This window comes from Bordetella tumbae, assembly GCF_054780995.1.
Genome location: NZ_BAAGVG010000015.1, coordinates 403732 through 424285 on the forward strand (window position 1 = coordinate 403732; position 20554 = coordinate 424285).

The 20554-nt window shown below is 58.3% G+C and carries 17 protein-coding genes; 15 read left to right on the top strand and 2 right to left on the bottom strand.

Features of this window, described 5'->3' with window-relative positions; translation table 11 throughout:
- The first annotated feature begins 32 nt into the window (after positions 1 to 32).
- From ACYVI2_RS14260 to ACYVI2_RS14300, 9 genes are all read left to right on the top strand, one after another.
- Positions 33 to 518, top strand: coding sequence for a hypothetical protein (locus tag ACYVI2_RS14260; protein ID WP_415821385.1), 486 nt, complete (start codon positions 33 to 35; stop codon positions 516 to 518).
- Between the two features lie 485 nt (positions 519 to 1003).
- Positions 1004 to 1786, top strand: a complete 783-nt coding sequence (locus ACYVI2_RS14265) for an SDR family oxidoreductase (protein ID WP_415821383.1) — start codon at positions 1004 to 1006, stop codon at positions 1784 to 1786.
- Positions 1787 to 1812: 26 nt separating this feature from the next.
- Positions 1813 to 2946 (top strand): pyridoxal phosphate-dependent aminotransferase, encoded by a 1134-nt coding sequence (locus tag ACYVI2_RS14270; protein WP_415821382.1) that lies wholly within the window; start codon positions 1813 to 1815, stop codon positions 2944 to 2946.
- 11 nt (positions 2947 to 2957) lie between these two features.
- The gene (locus tag ACYVI2_RS14275) at positions 2958 to 3839 is read left to right on the top strand and encodes an alpha/beta fold hydrolase (protein WP_415821381.1); all 882 of its coding nucleotides are present in this window, start codon (positions 2958 to 2960) and stop codon (positions 3837 to 3839) included.
- On the top strand, positions 3836 to 5080 hold the full coding sequence (locus ACYVI2_RS14280; protein ID WP_415821379.1) for a hydantoinase/carbamoylase family amidase: 1245 nt from the start codon (positions 3836 to 3838) through the stop codon (positions 5078 to 5080). Before ACYVI2_RS14275 ends, ACYVI2_RS14280 begins: the two co-directional genes overlap by 4 nt.
- A gap of 68 nt (positions 5081 to 5148) precedes the next feature.
- Positions 5149 to 6423 (top strand): MFS transporter, encoded by a 1275-nt coding sequence (locus ACYVI2_RS14285; protein ID WP_415821407.1) that lies wholly within the window; start codon positions 5149 to 5151, stop codon positions 6421 to 6423.
- A gap of 253 nt (positions 6424 to 6676) precedes the next feature.
- Positions 6677 to 8896, top strand: a complete 2220-nt coding sequence (locus ACYVI2_RS14290; RefSeq protein WP_415821378.1) for a TonB-dependent receptor — start codon at positions 6677 to 6679, stop codon at positions 8894 to 8896.
- Positions 8897 to 10003: a PepSY-associated TM helix domain-containing protein gene (locus tag ACYVI2_RS14295; protein ID WP_415821377.1), complete on the top strand. Its 1107-nt coding sequence runs from the start codon at positions 8897 to 8899 to the stop codon at positions 10001 to 10003.
- 92 nt (positions 10004 to 10095) lie between these two features.
- Positions 10096 to 11001 (top strand): MurR/RpiR family transcriptional regulator, encoded by a 906-nt coding sequence (locus ACYVI2_RS14300; protein ID WP_415821376.1) that lies wholly within the window; start codon positions 10096 to 10098, stop codon positions 10999 to 11001.
- Here ACYVI2_RS14300 and ACYVI2_RS14305 read toward each other — a convergent pair.
- Positions 10995 to 11843, bottom strand: a complete 849-nt coding sequence (locus tag ACYVI2_RS14305; protein WP_415821375.1) for an HAD-IIA family hydrolase — start codon at positions 11841 to 11843, stop codon at positions 10995 to 10997. The two genes, ACYVI2_RS14300 and ACYVI2_RS14305, sit on opposite strands and share 7 nt — an antisense overlap.
- A 246-nt stretch (positions 11844 to 12089) precedes the next feature.
- Between ACYVI2_RS14305 and ACYVI2_RS14310 the strand changes: the two genes are divergently transcribed.
- From ACYVI2_RS14310 to ACYVI2_RS14335, 6 genes are all read left to right on the top strand, one after another.
- Entirely contained in the window at positions 12090 to 12257 is a 168-nt protein-coding gene (locus ACYVI2_RS14310; protein WP_460490318.1) for a hypothetical protein, read from the top strand.
- A 37-nt stretch (positions 12258 to 12294) separates the two neighbouring features.
- A complete protein-coding gene (locus ACYVI2_RS14315) occupies positions 12295 to 14550 on the top strand; it encodes a phosphocholine-specific phospholipase C (protein WP_415821373.1) in 2256 nt (751 codons plus the stop codon).
- 107 nt (positions 14551 to 14657) lie between these two features.
- Positions 14658 to 15581, top strand: a complete 924-nt coding sequence (locus ACYVI2_RS14320) for a LysR family transcriptional regulator (RefSeq protein ID WP_415821372.1) — start codon at positions 14658 to 14660, stop codon at positions 15579 to 15581.
- Positions 15582 to 15761: 180 nt separating this feature from the next.
- On the top strand, positions 15762 to 16970 hold the full coding sequence (locus ACYVI2_RS14325; RefSeq protein ID WP_415821371.1) for a CaiB/BaiF CoA transferase family protein: 1209 nt from the start codon (positions 15762 to 15764) through the stop codon (positions 16968 to 16970).
- A gap of 122 nt (positions 16971 to 17092) precedes the next feature.
- Positions 17093 to 18049, top strand: coding sequence for a Bug family tripartite tricarboxylate transporter substrate binding protein (locus tag ACYVI2_RS14330; protein WP_415821369.1), 957 nt, complete (start codon positions 17093 to 17095; stop codon positions 18047 to 18049).
- A 13-nt stretch (positions 18050 to 18062) separates the two neighbouring features.
- The gene (locus tag ACYVI2_RS14335) at positions 18063 to 19004 is read left to right on the top strand and encodes a hydroxymethylglutaryl-CoA lyase (protein WP_415821367.1); all 942 of its coding nucleotides are present in this window, start codon (positions 18063 to 18065) and stop codon (positions 19002 to 19004) included.
- Between the two features lie 74 nt (positions 19005 to 19078).
- On the opposite strand, the gene ACYVI2_RS14340 is transcribed toward ACYVI2_RS14335, so the two are convergent.
- On the bottom strand, positions 19079 to 20077 hold the full coding sequence (locus ACYVI2_RS14340; RefSeq protein WP_415821366.1) for an AraC-like ligand-binding domain-containing protein: 999 nt from the start codon (positions 20075 to 20077) through the stop codon (positions 19079 to 19081).
- Positions 20078 to 20554: the final 477 nt, after the last annotated feature.

Sequence of the window (20554 nt, forward strand, 5' to 3'; positions counted from 1 at the left end):
CACGTTCGACGTCATGTCTGTACTACGATCTCATGGTTAAAAAATACGCATGGGCGACTGTGCTAGGTGTCCTGTTCCTGGCTGCCGGTACCGTGGTGTTGGGCATTTTCGTCGTGTTGCTGGCGCTCGGCAAACCTGTGAACGAACTGCTCTACATCAATGTCTCGGTATCGCTGTATTTGATAGGGCACTTTCTGTTTGTGTATCGGCGCTCGCTGCTCGGGCTCATTTCTCAGGATATTCATGACCACGGCCTGCCTGGGGTGGCGACGATTTTGTCTGCAGAGTTTTCCGGAATCACTGAGCAAGAGCCTGACAAAAAGTGGTATGCCGTACGGCTCGAGGTACAGCCGGACGACGATACCGAACTTAAATTCAAGGCGGATATCGAGCAGCAGTTCACTGAGAACGCGCCATCACTATTGCGTATAGGCCGCATCGTGCCTGTGAGGTATTGCGAACGGGCAAAGATGTTTACACTGATCATCGACGATGATGCGTATGCCAGTTTGAAGTAGCGATGTGAAGGTCGGCGATAACCGTTAGCTCATTCGAGGCCGTATTCCGCGCGCATCGAAGGTGTCCGGCCGGAAATTGGCCCCGAGGGCAGCGAAGGGTCGTGCGATCGTCTTGTCATCCCAATCCCAGCAGCCGCCGACTTTTACCATCGGCGAGAGCACGACGCTCGTCTTGTTGCTGCCGTCGACATCGAGCGTGCCTAACGGCGAGCCTGTTTCCTTGAAATTGGACAGCGTGAATGAACAATGTCCAGATCGCCTCAAGAGTCTTTGGGTCTATCTTGTATACATTGATAGCCTGGGTGAACACATGATGTCCCTGGGAGATAGTCCTCGTTCTTCCTAAGAAATCAACGCTGTCCCTACGCAGGCTTTTTTCTGCATCCCGTTGTATAAGTATTAACCCCAGCTATATATGTATACAAGAGTTCCATATTATGCATACGTAATCGGATTTACGTGCTTAAGAGAGGAACGCGGACAACATGGATTTGCAGCTGACGGGAAAGAAAATTCTGATCACCGGGGCCTCGCAAGGAATAGGCGAAGGGCTGGCACTCGCGTTTGCCGAAGAGGGATGCGACTTGCACCTGACGGCGCGTTCGGCCGACAAACTGGATCAACTGCGCCGAGAGATCGAGGAACGCAACCAGGTCAAAGTCACGGTGACCGCCGTAGACATGACCGCGCCAGACGCCTGCGAGCAAATCGTGAATGAGGCGGGCGATGTCGATGTCCTGATCAACAACGCGGGCGTGATCCCCAGCGGCACGCTGTTCGACATCGACGGCAAGAAATGGCGCGACGGTTGGGCGCTGAAAGGCTTCGGCTACGCCGACATGATCCGTCTCGTGTATCCCCGGATGAAACAGCGCGGCGGCGGCGTCATTCTCAACAATATCGGCAACGGTGGTGAGGTCTGCGATCCGAACTACATCGAGGGTGCGGCCGGCAATGCATCGCTGATGGCGCTCACGCGCGCCCTGGGCGGCACCAGCCTGGATGACAACATCCGCGTCATCGGCGTTAATCCCGGCCCAGTCGATACGAGCCGCATCTACAACATGCTCAAGAAATTCGCAGAGAACCGGCTCGGCGACGCAGACCGCTATGAGGAACTGCTGGAACGCTATCCGCTCGGGCGGCCCGCCAGAGTGCACGAGATCACGGATCTATTCCTGTTCCTGGCCTCTTTCCGTTCCGGCTACACGTCCGGAACCGTATTCACGGTCGACGGCGGCATCGCTTCGCGCCGCGCCGTGGTGTGACGACTGCTCATTCTCTGTAGAACGCCATGAAAAATTTCCAAGTCCGCAATCAATACTTTGACAAGCTGTGCAATACCCCTGGATTGATGTGGTTGGGGCAGAACACCAACCACTATGCGCCGCACGATTCCGTCCGCGAGGCCGTGATTCAGGCCCTGGACAGCGGTGAATACCACGCGTACGCGCCGCCGGCTGGTTTCGAGGAACTGCGCCAGCTCATCCGCGAAGACATGGGCATCCCGGATGCCTCTGTGCTGGTGACCGACGGCGCCGTCGAGGCGCTCTACAACGTCTGCAGCAATATCTGCGAGCCCGGCACGGATTTCGTCACCACGGATCCCAGCTGGGCGTGGCCGATTCATTTCGCTAAAAAGGCCGGCGCGAATGTGATCGAGCTGCCGATCTACAACGCGGAGCAACACTACAAGCTGACCGTGGAGCAGCTGCGTGCCGCCGTCACTGAAAAGACCCGGGTCATCTATCTGGTCGATCCGAATAATCCTCTAGGCACCTGCCACACTGAGGACGAAATCAAAGCCTTTACCGATATTGCGCGGTCGGTCGGGGCGTACCTGATTCACGATGCGACATACAGCAGTTTCGCCGAGCACTTCACGCCCGCATTTCGCTTTTACCCAGAAAAGTCCATCCAGATTTACAGCTTTTCCAAATGGCTGGGTTTAGCGGGTATGCGTTTGGGCGCGGTGCTGGCGCACGAAGATCTGGTGGAGCGTTTCGCATCAGCTCCGCCCAACAATCTCGGCAGTAACGTGCTCTCGCAGCGCGCCGCCATTGCGGGATTAAAGACCAAAGCGCAGTGGTTTCCCGAGATCTGGCGGCGTCAGCGCCGCAATCAGGAGGTCGTTGCCCGTGCGGCATTGGCGATCCCGGGTTTTGCGGTGCCGGTTTATCCGTCGCACGCAAACCTATTGGTGATCGAAACGATCGATGCGGGTATCAAACCCGAAGCATTGGTTGCTGCGTATCAGACGCGCGGCGTCATGATTCGCCAGGGCTCCTACCACACGAAGCGTTTTGGCCATCGTTTCGTCAAGGTGAGCTTGACGGTGCCAGAGGCCTGGGCAGATCGCTTTTGCGAGTTGCTGCCCGAGATGGTGGCTTTGGCACGCACGATCGACGTCCCTGAAAACCTGTTCTGAGCGGAGCGCACATGCCGACCATCACGACTTCCGACAATATCCAGCTCTATTACGAAGAGGCAGGCGAGGGCGAGCCGATTATTTTCGTTCACGAGTTTGGCGGCGATATGCGCAGCTGGGAACCGCAGATGCGCTATTTTTCACGGCGTCATCGGTGCATTGCATTCAATGCACGCGGCTATCCGCCGTCTGATGTGCCCGAGGACCTGGAGCAGTATTCGCAACGCCGTGCGGCGTTGGATATTGTCGATGTGCTCGATGCGTTGCAGATCCCTAAAGCCCACGTGGTGGGACTTTCGATGGGCGGCTTTGCCACGGTTCATCTGGGCCTCGTCGCACCCGAGCGTGCGTTATCGCTGGTGGTAGCTGGTGCGGGCTATGGCGCGGAGAAAGAGCACGAGGAATACTTCCGCAATGTGTCGATCGAGGTCGCTGCCCAGTTCGAAAAACAGGGATCGAAGGAGTTCTCGAAGACCTATTCGATGGCGGCATCGCGCATTGCCTATTTGCTCAAGGATCCGCGTGGCTGGGCAGAGTTTGCCGAGCAGTTGTCGCAACATTCGGCGGCCGGTTCGGCAATGACGATGCGAGGGGTCCAGGCGCGCAGGCCGTCTTTATATGATCTGGAGGACGAGCTGAAGGCCATGCGGGTCCCCACATTGATTGTGGTCGGAGACGAAGACGATCATTGCCTGCAACCAGGCATCTTTCTCAAAAAGACCATTCCTGCATCGGGATTGGCAGTGCTGCCCAAAGCGGGCCACACGTTGAATATCGAAGAGCCCGCGTTGTTCAATCAACTGGTCGCCGAGTTTCTGGCCACGGTGGCGCAAAACCGCTGGCTGCCTCGTGATCCCCGCGCGATGCCGTCGGAAATCATGAAAACGTCATGAGCAAGCGGGCATCTTCCTATGTATCGCAGCAGCGGTTGTGGGATCGCCACGAATCGCTGGCACGCATCGGCGCTACGGCAGCAGGCGGCGTTAACCGGCAAGCCTTGTCGCAAGAGGATATCGCCGCATGTCGCCAACTGATCGAATGGGGAAAGTCCTTTGGCCTGCAGCCTTCGCGTGACGAGGTGGGAAATATTTTCCTGCGGTTGGCGGGCAGGGATGCGCTGGCGGCGCCTGTCATCTCCGGGTCGCACCTGGATAGCCAACCTACGGGTGGCAAATACGATGGTGCATATGGTGTGTTGACGGCGTTAGAGGCGTGTCAGTCGATTGTCGAGTCGGGGATTCAGCCGCAGCGTCCCATCGATGTGGTGGCCTGGATGAACGAAGAGGGGTCGCGCTTTGCGCCTGGCATGATGGGGGCAGCCGTGTTTGCGGGCGCGCGCGGCCTGGCTGACATCGAGACAGTCCGAGATCAACAGGGCGTGTCCGTGGGTGATGCATTGAGCAATGCAAAGCAAGCCTTGATCGATATCCCACAGCGCGATCTGGGCGGACCCGTTTTTGGATATGTCGAAGCGCATATCGAACAGGGCCCGTTGCTTGAACGGCTGCAAAAAACCGTCGGGGTGGTCAGTGGTATTCAGGGCAAGCGCACTTTTGTCGTGAACATAGAGGGCGAGGCGTCTCATGCGGGAACGTCGTTGCGCAGCGAGCGTAAGGACGCGTTGCTGGCGGCGGTGCGCATGATCCAGGCGCTGACCGCGCGCATGCATGACGAGCAGGACATCGTGAAATTCACGATAGGCCGGCTCAACGTGACGCCCAATGCACCATCGGTGGTGCCCAGCAGTGTGCGCTTTTCTATCGATCTGCGTCATCCGGACTCGGCGGTTCTCACGGCACTGGGCGATGCCATCGCAGGCATTTGTGCAGCCCATGCCGCGCCCTGCAAGGTCCGCGTCGAGGAACTCTCCTGCGCCATGTCGTTGGAGTTTCCGCAGGCAATGCGGCAACGCATCCGTGATGCGGCCGATACGCTGGGTATCTCTCAGATGGAGATCTTGTCGGCGGCGGGGCATGACGCGAGATACCTGCATCCGCTCTGCCCATCGGCGATGCTTTTTATCCCTTGCCACGAGGGCATTACCCATAACGAGTCCGAGTCGATTACCGCAGCAGACGCGGCCGATGGGGCGAGAGTGTTGACTGAGGTGCTGGTGAGTTTGGCAGGTTCGTAGTCCAACAATTGATAAAGCGAGGGGAAACCGTGAATAACGCTGTGCTTTCGTCACCTGCTACGTTACCGATGGATATGGAAAAGCGCCTGTATCGCAAGATCACCTGGCGGCTGATTCCATTTCTGATGTTTTGCTACGTGGCGGCGTACATTGATAGAGTGAATGTCGGGTTCGCAAAATTGCAGATGCTGGATGAGCTGGGCTTCAGCGAAACCGTCTATGGCCTAGGAGCGGGAATATTCTTCATCGGCTATTTCCTGCTGGAAGTACCCAGCAATCTGGTCTTGCGTAAAGTCGGTGCGAGAGTCTGGATCGCGCGGATCATGCTCACCTGGGGGCTGATTTCTGCGGCCTTTGTCTGGGTCACGACACCGACGCAATACTATGTCCTGAGGTTTCTGCTCGGCGCTGCCGAAGCCGGGTTTTACCCCGGCGTGATCTATTACCTGATGTCTTGGTATCCCCCGAAACGCCGCTCACAAATCATCGCGCTGTTCATGGTGGCGATTCCTGTGGCAGGCATCCTGGGTGGGCCGATTTCGGGGTGGATCATCTCGGCATTTCACCAGACCCATGGGTACTCGGGATGGCAGTGGATGTTTTTTCTCGAGGCGCTGCCGTCTATCGTGCTGGGGGTAGCGACACTGTTTGTGCTCGATAGCAGTCCCGAGAAAGCGAAGTGGCTGACAACGGCAGAAAAGGCCCATATTGCCAAGGATCTGGAGGTGCCCAGCAATCTCCATGGACATGTACTGTCGTCTGTCGCGCATATCTTCAAAGATCCGCGCATGCTGCTGCTGTCGTTGATTTATTTCTGCGTCATCATGGGACAGTATGGGTTGACATTCTGGATGCCGACCCTGATCAAGGCCTCGGGTGTTACCGGGGTGTTGAATATCGGCCTGCTATCGGCGGTGCCGTATATGGTGGCGATCATTGCCATGCTGAGTTTCGGACGCAGCTCCGACCGTACGGGTGAGCGGCGATGGCATGTCATCATCCCCATGCTCATGGGCGCGGTGGGATATCTCATTGTTGCGATGGCCGGCAATCATGTGCCCATGGCGTTGATCGGGCTGTCTCTGGCCGCAGCGGGGGTTATCACGCCGGGGCCATTGTTCTGGGCTTTACCTTCCGCATTTCTGGTGGGCAGCGCTGCCGCCGCTGGGGTAGCGGCAATCAATGCATTCGCAGGGTTGGCCGGCTTTGTCAGCCCCTATTTCATAGGATGGCTGCGCGATTTGACCCAGAGTTCAACGATCGCAATGTACATCTCTGCGGCCGTGCTAGTGGTCGGCGCGCTGTTGGTTCTGATGATTCCGGCAAAGCTCGTCAATCGTTGAACCAGGCACACGCAAAAAAAGGAGGGGATTTCACCTACGGGTAAATCCCTATCCGGCCTCCCGCACGAAGCCCGGCGCTATCTGCCACGGCATCTAGCCGGCTCCCATAGACCTTCTGGCGGCAACGCAAAACACCCGGTCGTAATGAATTTTTGTGTAAAAACAATAACAATTCTTATTTTTATTCAATAAAATGCCGGCGTTGGCTGAATCAGCCTGTCTTTGTTCTCGTATCGGGAAGCATAAGAACGTCATGCATTCATTTTTCCATCACGCGTATGGACGAGATGTTGATCAGTCCAAGCGCTTCAGCACGCTTGCCGTGGCAATCCATTCGGCGTTTGTCCTCATGGCACTGTCGCTTTCGGCGCAGGCCTACTCCCAGCAATCCACGACTGATGCCGCCACTTTACCCGCGGTGACCGTGACGGTCGCGATCGACTCGGACCCGGCGCGCACGCCTTTTGCGGGCGGGCAAGTCAATGCCGGCAGTGATCTCGGACTGCTCGGCAGCACCAGCTTCATGGACACGCCGTTCAACCAGATCAGCTATACGTCGGAGTTGATCGAGCAACAACAAGCACGCTCGCTTGCCGACCTGGTGGAGAATGATCCTTCTGTTCGCTTAGGTTCTGCGCGCACCAATATCCAGGAACAGTTCACGATCCGGGGACTGAATTTCAACAGCCAGGACGTGGCCTTCAACGGCATGTACGGCTTGTCGCCATACTGGCGCGTGCCGCTGGAAATCGCCGAGAGCGTAGAGGTGTTGAAGGGGCCTTCCGCATTGTTGAGTGGCATGGCGCCGGGCGGCAACGTGGCAGGCGCCATCAATATCGTTCCGAAACGCGCCTATGACGATCCTCTGACACGTGTCACCGTCAATTATGTGTCCGACTCGCAGGTCGGCGCCCATCTGGATATGGGACGGCGTTTCGGGGAAAACAACGAATGGGGTATCCGGCTCAACGCCATGTATAGCGATGGCAGTACGACGATAGACAAGCAGAGCGAGAGAGATCACTTGATCTCGCTGGGCCTGGATTACCGGGGCGAACGCTTGCGGGCATCATTTGATGTGATGAACCAAAAGCAGACCATCGACAACGTGGTGCGTCAATTTGCGATCTCTCCTGGCCTCACCTCGATTCCCTCTGCGCCGGATACGGATCTGAACTATCCCGGATATGGCCGCAGTATTGTCGAGGACACGATGGTGGCGGGGCGGGTCGAGTATGACATCAACGACAATCTCTCTGTCCATGGCGCGATCGGCCGCCGCTACGACAAGATGGACGCTATTGCGGGCAATATCACCTTGCTGAACGAGCAGGGTGATTTTGTTTCCTCGCCCGCCTGGCAAATCATGAAGCCCGCGACCACCAGCATGGAATTCGGCGTGAACGGCCAATTCGAAACCGGCCCCGTCAAGCACAAGGTTGCGGCCAGTTTCTCGCGCCTGAACGACAGCGCGGATATCGGCTTTGTGTTTCCCTGGAGCGACGTGTACCTGAGCAATCTGTATTCGCCGACGTCTGCCAGTACCCCCAGCACTGATGGCATCAGTAATCCTACCGGCGCGTACCAGCGGGCCACGCTCACCAGCTACGCGTTGGCCGACACGCTATCCATTCTGGATGACCGCGTTCAACTGACCGTCGGTGCACGCCGACAGTCAGTGGAAAACCAGACCTACGATGTTTTCACGCACGAGCCCTCTGGCGAGAAGTACAAGGAGTTCGCGGTAACGCCGGTGGTGGGACTGTTGGTCAAACCCGTATCCAATCTGTCGCTCTACGCTAATTACATCGAGGGTTTGTCCTTGGGCGCATCGGCATTGCCACCCACGGTGACTACGGCCACGGCCCTGCCGCCGATGAAGACCAAGCAGATGGAGATCGGCGCCAAGTATGACTGGGGCACGTTCGCGACGACGGTCAGCCTGTTTCAGATCAAGCGGCCCAGCGCGACGACCATGAATGGCGCGCTGTCCGAGAATGGCAAGCAGATCAACCGCGGTATCGAGTTCAACGCTTTCGGCGAAGTCGTGCGTGATGTGCGCGTGCTTGGGGGATTGACCCTGATGCGTGGAAAACTGGACAAAATGGCCGACGGTGTTTACGAAGGCAATGATGCGATTGGCGTGCCGCGTGTCCAGGCGTCGCTGGGCGTCGATTGGGACAATGTCCTGACTCCCGGATTTGGCGTGAACGCGCGCATGGTCTACACCGGCTCGCAATATGTCGATCAGGCCAACGATCTCAAGATCCCTTCTGCGACGCGTGTAGACGTGGGGGCGAGGTACAGGACCAAGATCGCAGGCAATGATTTGACGTTGCGTTTGAACATCGAGAATCTGTTCGACGAGTCGTACTGGGCGACCTCGAGTTCGACGAGCAACCTGGACACTGGCGGCTACCTGTACCTGGGCACTGGCCGTACGGTCTTGCTGTCGGCCACGATGGATTTCTAAATGCGCCTGAGCTCCTGGATCTTTGTCCACAAGTGGACGAGTCTCATCTGCACATTGTTCTTGCTGATGCTCTGCCTGACTGGGCTGCCCTTGGTATTTACCGAGGAAATCGAGCATCTGTCAGGTGTGGTCGAGGCCCCGGAGATGGCCGAGGGGACCCCAAAGACCAGCATGGACCGGATCGTCGAGAGCGCATTGGCGGCGCAACCGGGCAAGGTCGTGCGCTACATGTTCTGGGACGAGGATGAACATCCCAACGTGACCTTGGTGTCCATGGCGAGCCGCATCGACGCGCCGCCCGAGGAGTACTGGCTAGTCTCGCTCGATTCGCGCACGGCGCAGGTGCTGGATCAGCCGAATGACCGCGGGTTCATGCATGTCATGCTGCAATTGCACAAGGACATGTACGCCGGTTTGCCGGGCCAGTTGTTTCTGGGACTCATGGGGCTGATGTTCGTGGTGGCCATCGTGTCGGGCGTGGTGCTGTACAAGCCTTTCATGCGAAAGCTCGATTTTGGTACGGTACGACGGCTGAAAACCAGCACCAAATGGCTTGATCTGCATAATCTGCTGGGCATCGTTACGGTCGTCTGGTTGACGGTGGTAGGAGTGACCGGCGTCATCAACACGCTGGATCCCATCGTGCTCGCGCTTTGGCAACGCGATCAGTTGACCGAGATGGTCGGGCCCTACATGAATGAGCCGCCTCTGGACTCCAACGGCTCCGCACAGGCGGCGCTCGACACGGCGGGTAAAGCGGTTCCGGATATGAAAACCACATTGCTGGCTTTTCCCGGCACGGTGTTCGCGAGCCCGCATCACTACACCATTTTCATGAAGGGCAATACGCCGTTGACGTCCAAGCTGCTGCGGCCGGTGTTGGTGGATGCCCAGACTGCCGTTCTGACTGACACCCGGGAAATGCCCTGGTACGTGAAAACGCTGTTCATATCGCAGCCCCTGCATTTCGGCGATTATGGCGGCCTGCCGTTGAAGATCATCTGGGCATTGCTCGATATTGTGGCCATCATTGTGCTGGGCAGCGGCGTGTATCTGTGGATCAAAAAGTACGCCCGCCGCAAGGAGGCCTCAGCTGTTGTCCGGTAGCGCGAGCACATTGTCCCGTCCGCCGTCATTTCGGTGACAGCAGCTTGGAGTATCGTTGCGCTGATATTCTCTTTTTTGCCCATCGATTCTCCATGGCCACATCCAAGCGACTCTCACAAACGCCGTCCGCCACCGCAGAATTTCAGAGGAGCTCGCCGCAAGCCATGCTGGCGCGTATCCAGAGCCTATTGCCGTCCATGGGCGCGGCGTCGCAGCGCATCGGCGAATTCGTCATCCGCTATCCTGCGGAAGTGGTCCACATGTCGGTCAGCGAAGTCGCCGAGCGCACGCAATGCAGCGAAGGCAGTGTGGTTGGCTTTTGCAAGATGCTGGGAGCCACCGGCTTTCAACAACTAAAAATCGCGCTGGCGCAGCAGATCGTGCAGCCGGTGCAGTACATTCACGAGGATCTGGCCGCGCAGGACAGCCCCGCTCAGGTCGTCAGCAAGATTTTCCACAGCAATATCCAGACCTTGCAGGAAACCGAATCGGTGCTGGACGTGGAGGCACTGTCTGCGGCCGTGGAGTTGATTCGCGGCGCCCGCCGTGTCGAGATCTACGGCATTGGCAGCTCGGCGGTCATCGCCCATGATGCCCACTACCGCATGTTGCGGATCGGCCTGCACGCGACGGCGGTCACCGACTCGCATGTGCAGGCCATCAGCGCGTCGCTGACCGGGCCGGAGGTAGCGGTGCTGACCATTTCTCACTCGGGCAGCACGCACGAGACGGTATTGGCGACACGGCTTGCCAAAGAGGCTGGCGCACGTACAGTGTGCATCACCAATTTCGGGAAATCGCCGATCCAGGAATATGCAGATGTGGTGCTGCACACCATATCGCGCGAGACCCGCTTTCGCACGGAAGCGATGACTAGCCGTTTGGCCCAATTGGCCATCATTGACACCTTGATTGCCTGCCTGGCCTTGTCCGATTACGACAAGGCGGTTTCGACCCTGCGCAGTACCTTCGACGTGCTGTCGAACAAGCGCTACTGATATTCGTTGCCGCTCACAACATCGTCAGGCAGCACATGCCTGCGCGGGCATGCGGCGTTGAGCAAATGCGCCACGTCCGGTGCGTCGGCATGGGGCGTATTGCCGACCAGTAGATAACCCATTCCCAACCGTGTCGCACCTAGTGCGTCGGTACGTATGTTGTCACCAATGACCGTGACATCCGTTGGCTGCAAATTCAGGCGGCGCAGCCCTTCTTGGAACAGCATGGCAGCTGGCTTGCCCAGGATGTCCGCACGCGTGCCGGGCACGCAGGCCAGCAGCGCCTGCAGCAAGGCCCCTGTCTCGGGTATCACTGACCCATGGGGGCCCGGATGGGTCAGATCGCCGTTACTGACCATCAGGGTGGCGCCACATGTCAGCTCACGGGTCAGCGTCTGCAGGGCGGTGTAGTTGAAATCGACATCCCGCGCCAGCAGCACGATGTCCGCATCCTGCGACACCACCGTCAGGCCTAGTCCCGCTGCGTATGCCTGCAGGCGCTCGGAGCCGCACAGCATCAGCTTGCTATACGGATGGTGGCGCGCGATATGGTGCAGGGCTTGCTCTCCGGCCAGAACGAGAGAGCTGGCCTCGACCGGCAGGCCCAATGCCTGTAACCGCAGCGCCAGGCTGGCGGCGGTGTCCGTGGAGTTATTGGAGACGATCACATAGCGGCCAGACCAGCGGGCCAGTAATTCCCGGGCACCGGGAATGACTTCGTGTCCCCGGATCAGCGTGCCGTCCAGGTCGAGGATCAGGCCGCGCGAGCGCCGCGTCCAGGAGGGCTCGGCGAGCGGACCATCGGGCAGAGTTGGCAGGGGTGGGCTGGTAATACAGATCATGGGCAAAGATGGCGCACGCAGGCGCGAGTTGGGATCGAGGGGAGAACACGAAGGCAGTCTTAGCCGGCTGAGGCCTGAAATTTTATATGAATAAAACTCAAAATTGAATTTTTTTGAATTGAGTATTTTTCATTTCTCTGTCATGTGAGACGCCTAATCTGCGCTTCGGAATCAGGACAGCTCTCACGGCACCCCATCGCGTTGCTGCCATCCAGGTCCCGCAACGTTCCATAACCAGGAGTATTCATGACCCAGTACTTTGCACCGGGCCGCGCCCTTGTTGCGGCCATCGCTCTGAGCTTGGCTCTCGCTGCCTGCGGCAGCGGCGATGACGATTCGGACGATGACTCGTCATCGCCGCCTGACGTCGAACAGCCCGAGCAGCCCGCGCCGCAGCTGCGTTGCGCACCTTGAACACACGCCCCTGACCAACTCCACGCAAGAGCCCTCCATGACCAAGATCTCCAACCCGCATTCAGCCGGCGTTTCCCCTGATCAGCCGGGACGCAGGCAGTTCTTTCGCACGTCGGCCAAGGCCGCCGGTGCGCTGTCCGCCATGGCATTGCTGCCAGCGTCGATCCAGCGTGCACTCGCGATTCCCGCTGCAGTCGAAACAGGCACCATCAAAGACATCAAGCACGTCGTGATCCTGATGCAGGAGAACCGCTCGTTCGACCACTACTTCGGTACGATGCGTGGCGTGCGGGGCTTTGGTGATCGCTTTCCGATTCCGTTGACCAACGGCAAGTCGGTGTTTTTCCAGCCTAATCCTGCGGGCGGTCAGGAGATTCAGCCGTTTCACCGCGACTCCAGAACCGGCAATGCGTTGATCGGATCGGGTACACCGCACAATTTCCCTGACCAGCAAGCCGCGTGGAATCAAGGAAAGATGGATCGTTGGATTCAATTCAAGAATCAGGCGACGATGGGCTTTTTCATGCGCGAAGACATTCCGTTCCAGTTCGCGCTAGCCGACGCTTTTACGATTTGCGACGGTTATCACTGTTCCATCCTCACCGGCACGGATCCGAATCGGATTGTCTTCTGGTCGGGCGCCAATGCAAATCCCGCATTGCTGAAGCAGGGGATCAACAGCACGGACACGGACTCCGAACCTGTCAATTCCCGCTGCTGGCCGAATCCGTTCAACTGGGTAGCAGGCCGCGCACAGCAGGCGGACGGCTCTGGTCAAATCGACCCCGAGACGGGGGCCTACAACTACAAATACACGAACAGCGCCTTCAAGTGGGACACGTTGCCGGACCTGCTGGAACGCGCCGGTGTGAGCTGGCACATCTATCAGAACATGAACAACAACTGGACGGGGGCGATGCATGGCTGCCTGGCATTCCAGAGTTTCCGCAGCGCTCAGCCCGGCTCATCAATCTATGAACATGGCTTGACAGGCGGCCCCGAGAAGGATGACGGCGCAGCTAACTTCCTCGCCCAACTCAGGCAAGACGTCTTGAATGGCACGCTGCCGGAGGTGTCCTGGGTGCTGCCTACCCAAGATCTGGCCGAGCATCCCGGCAGCAAGGAAGGCGTTGCCGGTGCGGCCGATTTCGTCGCGGAAGTGCTGGACGCCCTGACGTCCAACCCCGATGTGTGGAGCAAAACTGCTGTCTTCGTCACCTTTGATGAGAATGACGGGTTCTTTGATCACCTGCCGATGCCCGCGGTGCCGTCCTATGACGCTAGCGGCACCTTGATGGGTAAATCCACCGTGCCGTTGGAAGGGGAGTATTTCGATGCTTCCGTGGGCAATTATCTGTCGGCCGATGACGCGACCAGCGGAAAGATTCGCCCATGGGGCTTGAGCTCGCGCGTACCGATGTATGTGCTGTCGCCGTGGAGCAAAGGCGGGTGGGTCAACTCGGAAGTGTTCGATCACACCTCAGTAGGCCGTTTTCTGGAAAAGCGTTTCGACATCACGGTAGATGCCATCAGCCCGTGGCATCGCGCGGTCTGCGGCGACCTGACCACGTGCTTTGATTTTGTCAGCCCGAATGATCCCGTCGCTCCCAAATTGCCCGACACAAGCAACTATCCTGCAATCAATGCGGCACAGCGGCTGTTGCCCACGACTACGGTAACTCAGGCCCCCGCTGTGCCGCAGCCGCTGTATCAGGAGACTGGTACTCGACTGTCACGAGCATTGCCATATGAATTGCACACCAGCGCCAGGGTCGGGCAGGACGGAGCCGTCGAACTGTTGTTCAGCAATACCGGCAAGGTGGGGGCGGTATTCCACGTCTATGACCAGCGCAACCTGGATCTGATCCCCCGGCGCTACACCCTCGAAGCAGGCAAGTCGCTGTCGGACACGTGGAGCGGTGGCGATTACGATCTATGGGTATACAGCACCAACGGTTTCGTGCGGACGTTCTCCGGCAACACGCGGCAAGGTGCTGCCCTGGAGGTGCAAGTTTGCTATGAGCCCGCCGGCAGTGCGCTGTACGTGAAGGTGAGCAATCATGGCACGACTGCGATGCAGGCCTCGTTGCGAGCTAATGCCTATCGCACGGACGGTCCGTGGACCTTGGCCATTGAACCAGGTGCCGTGGCCGAACATCACTGGTCTATCGCGGATAGTGGCAATTGGTATGACTTCAGCGTGGCCGCCGAGGGTTTTGAGCGGCGCTTTGCCGGACGCATGGAGACCGGCAGCCACAGTGTGAGCGATCCCGCGATGGCGCAGCATCTCTGATAGTTGAACGTACGAACGGCCGGGCGCGTTTCAGGGGCGGGCCCGGCAGGTAGTTTGGCGCCTATCATTACCTTCTTCTCTACGAACGTAGGATTATCGCGCCGGCCATGAAATCCGCCCCTCTTGCCTCATCGCCCTCGCGCGATATCGATCTCGTTACGCTGCGTCTTTTCATTGCTGCTCTGGAAGAGGGCAGCCTGGCGCGAGCCGCCGCCCGCGAGAACATTGTCCCGTCTGCCGTCAGCAAGCGCATGTCCGAGCTGGAGGAAATCCTCGGTGTGCCTTTGCTCGAACGCGGTGTCAAAGGCGTCCAGGCGACCGTCGCCGGCGCAGCGTTGGCGGTGCAGGCCAGGCTGCTTTTGCAGGGTATGGGCCGTATGCGGGCAGAGATGGCCGGTTTTGCCACGGGTGTGCGTGGCCAGATCCGCCTTGCTGTCAGCGTTGCTGCGTTATCCGGCGAGCTGCCTGCGTATATTCAATCCTTTCGCCGCACGCATCCGCAGATTGATCTTTCCTTACTGGAAGACACGACGCAGGAGGCCTTTCGTGCTGTGCTGGAGGGGGCAGCCGATATCGCCGTCGGCTCGGATTTCGGGCACGAGGGCTTGCAGGTTTTTCCCTGGGAACATTGCGTATTGGCCGCCGTCGTACCCGGCCAGCATCTGCTGGCTGACTACGAGATTCTGGACTATGCGCAACTATTGCCCTTCGAGCAGATCGAGTTGAATCGCGAAAACGGCATCAGCGGTGTACTGGAGCAAACGGCTCGTGAGGCAGGTGTCACTCGCCGCATCAGCGCCCGGGTCAGCGCGCACGAGACGATTTGCATGCTGGTGGCGCGAGGCCTGGGCGTGGCCGTGGTGCCGCGCTATCTCCAGGCTCGGCATACCCATTTGGATATTCGATTTATCCCCCTGTCCGGCCCTTGGGCGAGCACGCCGGTCTGTATCGCCGTCAAGGACGCGAGCGCCTTGTCGCCCGCCGCCTGGGTGCTGTTGAACCATTTGGGTGTTCCTGATCCGGGCTCGTAGCATGGACGGCATTCAGGGCTATCCCGGATGTTCCGAAACGAGAATGCCCCCGTGCTGAAAGATTGCTACCCACGATGCGCCTGCCCCGATGATCATTAAAAGATGATTCGTTGGTGGCGGCATTCTGATGGTTTCCGTATGCCGCCTTGGGGTTGTTCAGCAGGCAAGCAGGAGACATCAATGACCGCAGCACCGGGGTCCGCTTTTATGGATCACGCCGAACTGCCGCTACGTGGCATTAAGGTATTGGAACTTTCACACATGATCATGGGGCCGGCCACGGGCTTGTCATTGGCGGATCTGGGGGCTGAGGTCATCAAAGTGGAGCCGATCGATGGCGATCGCACGCGCCGCTTGAAAGGATCCGGCATTGGCTATTTTCCGGTTTTCAATCGCAATAAGAAAAGCCTTTCGATTGATCTGAAACATCCTGAGGGTCAAGCCGTCGTTTGCCAACTGGCGCTACAGGCTGACATGCTGGTGGAAAATTTTCGTGATGGCAGTCTGGCGCAATATGGGCTGGACTACGAGTCGCTGTCTGCCGAGAATCCGGGGCTGATTTATGTTTCGCTAAAGGGCTTTTTATCGGGACCCTACAAGCACCGTACCGCATTGGATGAGGTCGTGCAGATGATGGGCGGTCTGGCGTACATCAACGGTGGCACAGACGCGCCTCAGCGGGTGGCGCCGTCGGCCAACGATATCCTGGGTGGAACGTTTGGTGTGGTGGGCGCGTTAGCCGCGTTGCATGATCGTCATCGCACAGGACGAGGCAGGCACGTGCGTTCGGGTTTGTTTGAAAATAACCTGTTGCTAGTGGCACAGTTCATTGCCCAGTATCAATTGACGGGCCATGCCCCAAAGCCTTTTGCCTCTGAGCGCAAGCCGCCATGGGGCGTCTACGACATTTTCGAGACGGCCGATGGCCGTGTATTCGTAGCTGTCGTCAGCGATGCGCAATGGCGCAGCTTTTCGCAGAAATTCCTGCCATCCGAGTGGGCAGCAGATCCTCGTCTAGCGACGGCCGTCGACCGCGAGGCGGCTCGATCTTGGTTGGTGCCGGGCGTTGCGGCTATTCTGAAAAAGTGGAAGACCGACGAGCTATGTGCGGCGTTGGAGGCCGCCCATCTCTCGTATGGACCCATACGCCAGCCTCATGAGCTGTTGGACGATGAGCATTTGAAGGCGGGCGGGGCGTTGCTCGATACGCAATTGCCGGATGGCAGTCAGGTCTCGACAGCGGCGCTCCCTATCGAGTTCGATGGCCGTAAAGTGGGCAAGCGTTTTGATCCACCGGCTCAAGGGGGCGATACGCAGACGATCCTGCAAGAACTAGGTCTGGATGCCGCGCGTATCGAGGCGTTGCGCGCATCCGGAGTGATTACATGAGCGCACGCAACCGCGCCTGTGTAGAGACCGAGACGGACTGATACCGTCGAACGAAGCTCACGCCGCGCTATCGATCAAATACGGCGCGACGGCAAGCGTCCACAACAAAGGAGACAAACCTCATGATCCGCAAACTGTTCGCGGTGGCTGCGATGGCGGCTGCTTGCATGGTGCACGCGCAAGACTATCCCACCAAACCGATACGCATCATTATTCCCTCGACCCCGGGTGGGGGGACCGACTACATCGGTAGATTGATGGGAAACAAGCTTCACGAATTAAACGGCTGGGATATCGTGCCAGAAAACAAGCCTGGCGCCGGTACGGCGTTGGGTTTGGCCGAGGCCGCACGTGCGCCGGCAGAGGGATATGACTTGGTCATCGGCCAATCGGACAATGTCACGTTGATCCCGTTGTTGATGAAGGTTGCCTATGATCCGGTCAAGGACTTGGCGCCTGTCGCCCTGGTGGCGACGACACCCATGGTGTTGTTAGTGTCGGATAAGTCTCCGTATAAAGCGTTGCCGGAAGTCATCGCTGCCGCCAAAAAATCTCCGGGCACGATCGCTTACGGAACATCCGGAACCGGTGGCGGCGTACACATCGCCATGGAGATGTTGCAACACGAGGCGGGCTTCAAAATGCAGCATGTTCCCTACAAGGGATCGTCGCCCGCATTGGCTGATTTAATGGGAGGACACTTACAGTTTGCCGGCTCGTCGATTTCCTCGGCAGCCACATTGATTCAGTCGGGCAAAGTGAGAGCACTGGCGGTGACTTCCCCGAAACGTAATCCCGCACTGCCGAATGTGCCGACGGTCGCGGAATTGGGCTACCCCAATTTCAACGTAGTGACGTTCTACGGCGTGTTGGCCCCGGCTAAAACGCCAGCGGCGGTGTTGTCGCGCCTGAACACGGATTTCAACAAACTCTTGGCGCGTAAAGACGTAAAGGATGCTTTGGCATCACAAGGTCTCGAAACAAATCCCATGTCCAGAGACGCGTTCGCGGACTTGATTCAAGCGGACATCGCCAAGGCGCGCAAGACGATCGAGAGCGCGGGTATCTCGGTGCAATAAGGAGAATGGATCCATGACGCAACACGTCAGGCTTTGCGAAGTCGGCCCGCGAGACGGGCTGCAAATGGCCAAAGGCATGATGCCCACCGCCGACAAGGTGCGCTGGGTACGGCAACTGGCTGAGGCGGGCTTGCATGAAATCGAGGTCGGCAGTTTTGTGTCACCCAAACTGGTGCCGCAGATGGCCGACACCGGCATTGTGCTGCACCAGGCGTTAGAGGTCGAAGGCCTGACGGTGTGCGCGCTGGCGTGCAATCTCAGAGGCGCGATGGCTGCGTACGAGGCGGGAGCGCATGTACTTGCGTTTCCCATCTCGGTGAGCGAGACGCATAGTCATGCGAATGTAGGTAAAGGTACTGACGCACAGATAGCGATGATGGCCGCCATTGTTGAATGGGTACGTCAACAACCACGCCCCATGCGTATTGACGCGGCAGTGGCGACGGCCTTTGGATGTTCCCTCGAAGGTGTCGTGCCTGCTGCGCGAGTCGCGTCGGTAGCTCAGGCAGTCGTACGTACCGGCGTCGACGAAATCGCGTTGGCTGACACCGTGGGCTACGCCCACCCTGCACAGGTGCGAGATGTCGTACGAGCGACGCAAGACGCCATCGGAGCGAAGCTGACTAAGCTGCACTTGCACGATACGATGGGACTAGGCCTAGCGAACGCGCTGGCGGGTCTGACCGAAGGCATCCGCAGTTTCGATTCTTGCTTGGGCGGGCTAGGGGGGTGTCCGTTTGCGCCCGGCGCATCGGGCAACATCGTTACCGAAGATCTGGTTTTCATGCTTGAGAGCATGGGATACCACACGGGTATAGATCTGTCTCGGTTGCTTGCCGCCCGAGCGTTGCTGGCGCAGGCGCTGCCAGAGGATCCGTTGCGTAGCGGCGTTGCCGCTGCAGGGATTCCTAAAACCTTTCAGGAGCGTCGGGAGCGGGTGCGTTCCGGCTGCTGACGCTTGCGCATAAATGCCACCAGCAGTCCGACGCCGAGTAATACGGATGCGACCGTCCCGATAATCCGATCCGGTTATCTGCCGCGTGTTTGTTGGGGTGTTTCGCCGAAAGCCTGACGGTACGCCTGCGAAAACTCGCCCAGGTGGGTAAAGCCAAAGCGTGTTGCTATTTCACTGATGTTGCTCGCATCATCGGCTTGCAACAAGGTCTGTCGGATCGATTGCAGACGCTGCATACGCAGCCATTGCAATGGCGACTGTCCGCATTCACTCTGGAACAAGGCTTGCAAGCGCCTGGCTGACAGGCCGCAATGACTGGCGACCATGGCCACCGGCAGGCGTTCGCCCTGATGTTCAAGCATATAGGCTTGCGCGCGTCGGATGGCCTGGGGCAGGGAGGGCGGTGGTGCAGGCCAGAGATGCTCTGCCATGCTGTGTGGTTGGTGCAGTAGCAGAGTGGTGGCCACCAGCATCTCGGTTTGGGCCAGCAAGGCTGCCTGGGTGGTGTTCTGACCCAGGCCCAGGCCCGAGCATCGCACCACCCATTGCAGCATGGGCATCAGCGCCTGCCAGCCAGCCGTATGCAAGGGCATGACCGCATCGAAGCAGATGTCGGGCGCTTGGTCTTGTCCCGTCAGACGTTGCCAGGCGTCGGCGATGGCCGGGCGGTCCAGACGCAGCAGGACTTGTTCGTAATCGTGGCTGACTCTGAAGTAAAAGCGCTTGTCGGGGCTGATGAGGAAAGCTTTATTGGGCGAAACCTCTATGCGGCGTCCGTCGAAATGAAACTCCGCGTGCCCCTGCGTGGGTAGCACGAGCAGGTAATAGCCGTCCAGGCCGTGACAATCGGGATCAATGCTGATGTCCGCCCCGTACCCATGCCTGCTCTTGAGCAATGACAGACGTCCGCAAGGAACCAGGTCCAGCCGGCTGTGGAGAATCCGCCCGCTATTGACTTTCAGTCGATAGGAGTTGAGTACCTCACCTATCTGTTGTCGCGCCTCATCGGGGTCTGCGGTATCGACGATCCGATACTGTTCGAATGGCACTTGGGAAAATAGAGACGAGATCATCTGGGCTCATGTGTAATGAATGTTTACATATTAATGGACAATCCTCGCGACGGGATAAAAAAGCGCGTTTTTCCGATAGTAAATGGCGTAAAACCGATAGACGGCCGAGGAAGCAGGCATAACCATAGCGCGCCGCGTATACCTTTGCGGCATTTAGGGCAGGCAGCGCCGATTGCGGCGGTTGCCTCGTGTGAATCACCCGTGTTGTTTCCCCTAGTAAGAGGCTCTCATGAAAGGCAAGACAAAGCGCGCCACTCTGCGTATTTCGATGTCGCAACCCAGTGCCCACGTTTCACGCAAATGTGCGAACTCGCCAGTGAAATCGCCGAAGGTGAGTCCATTCGTATTAAGCTGCCTGACCTTTAAATCGTACGGTCCGATGATGCAACGCTACCGTGCGACCCGGACCCCGATTTTCTCGTCGATATGGTGCAGGCGGGCGGTGCTCATGCAAATGATGCGCCGGCGGGCTAATGG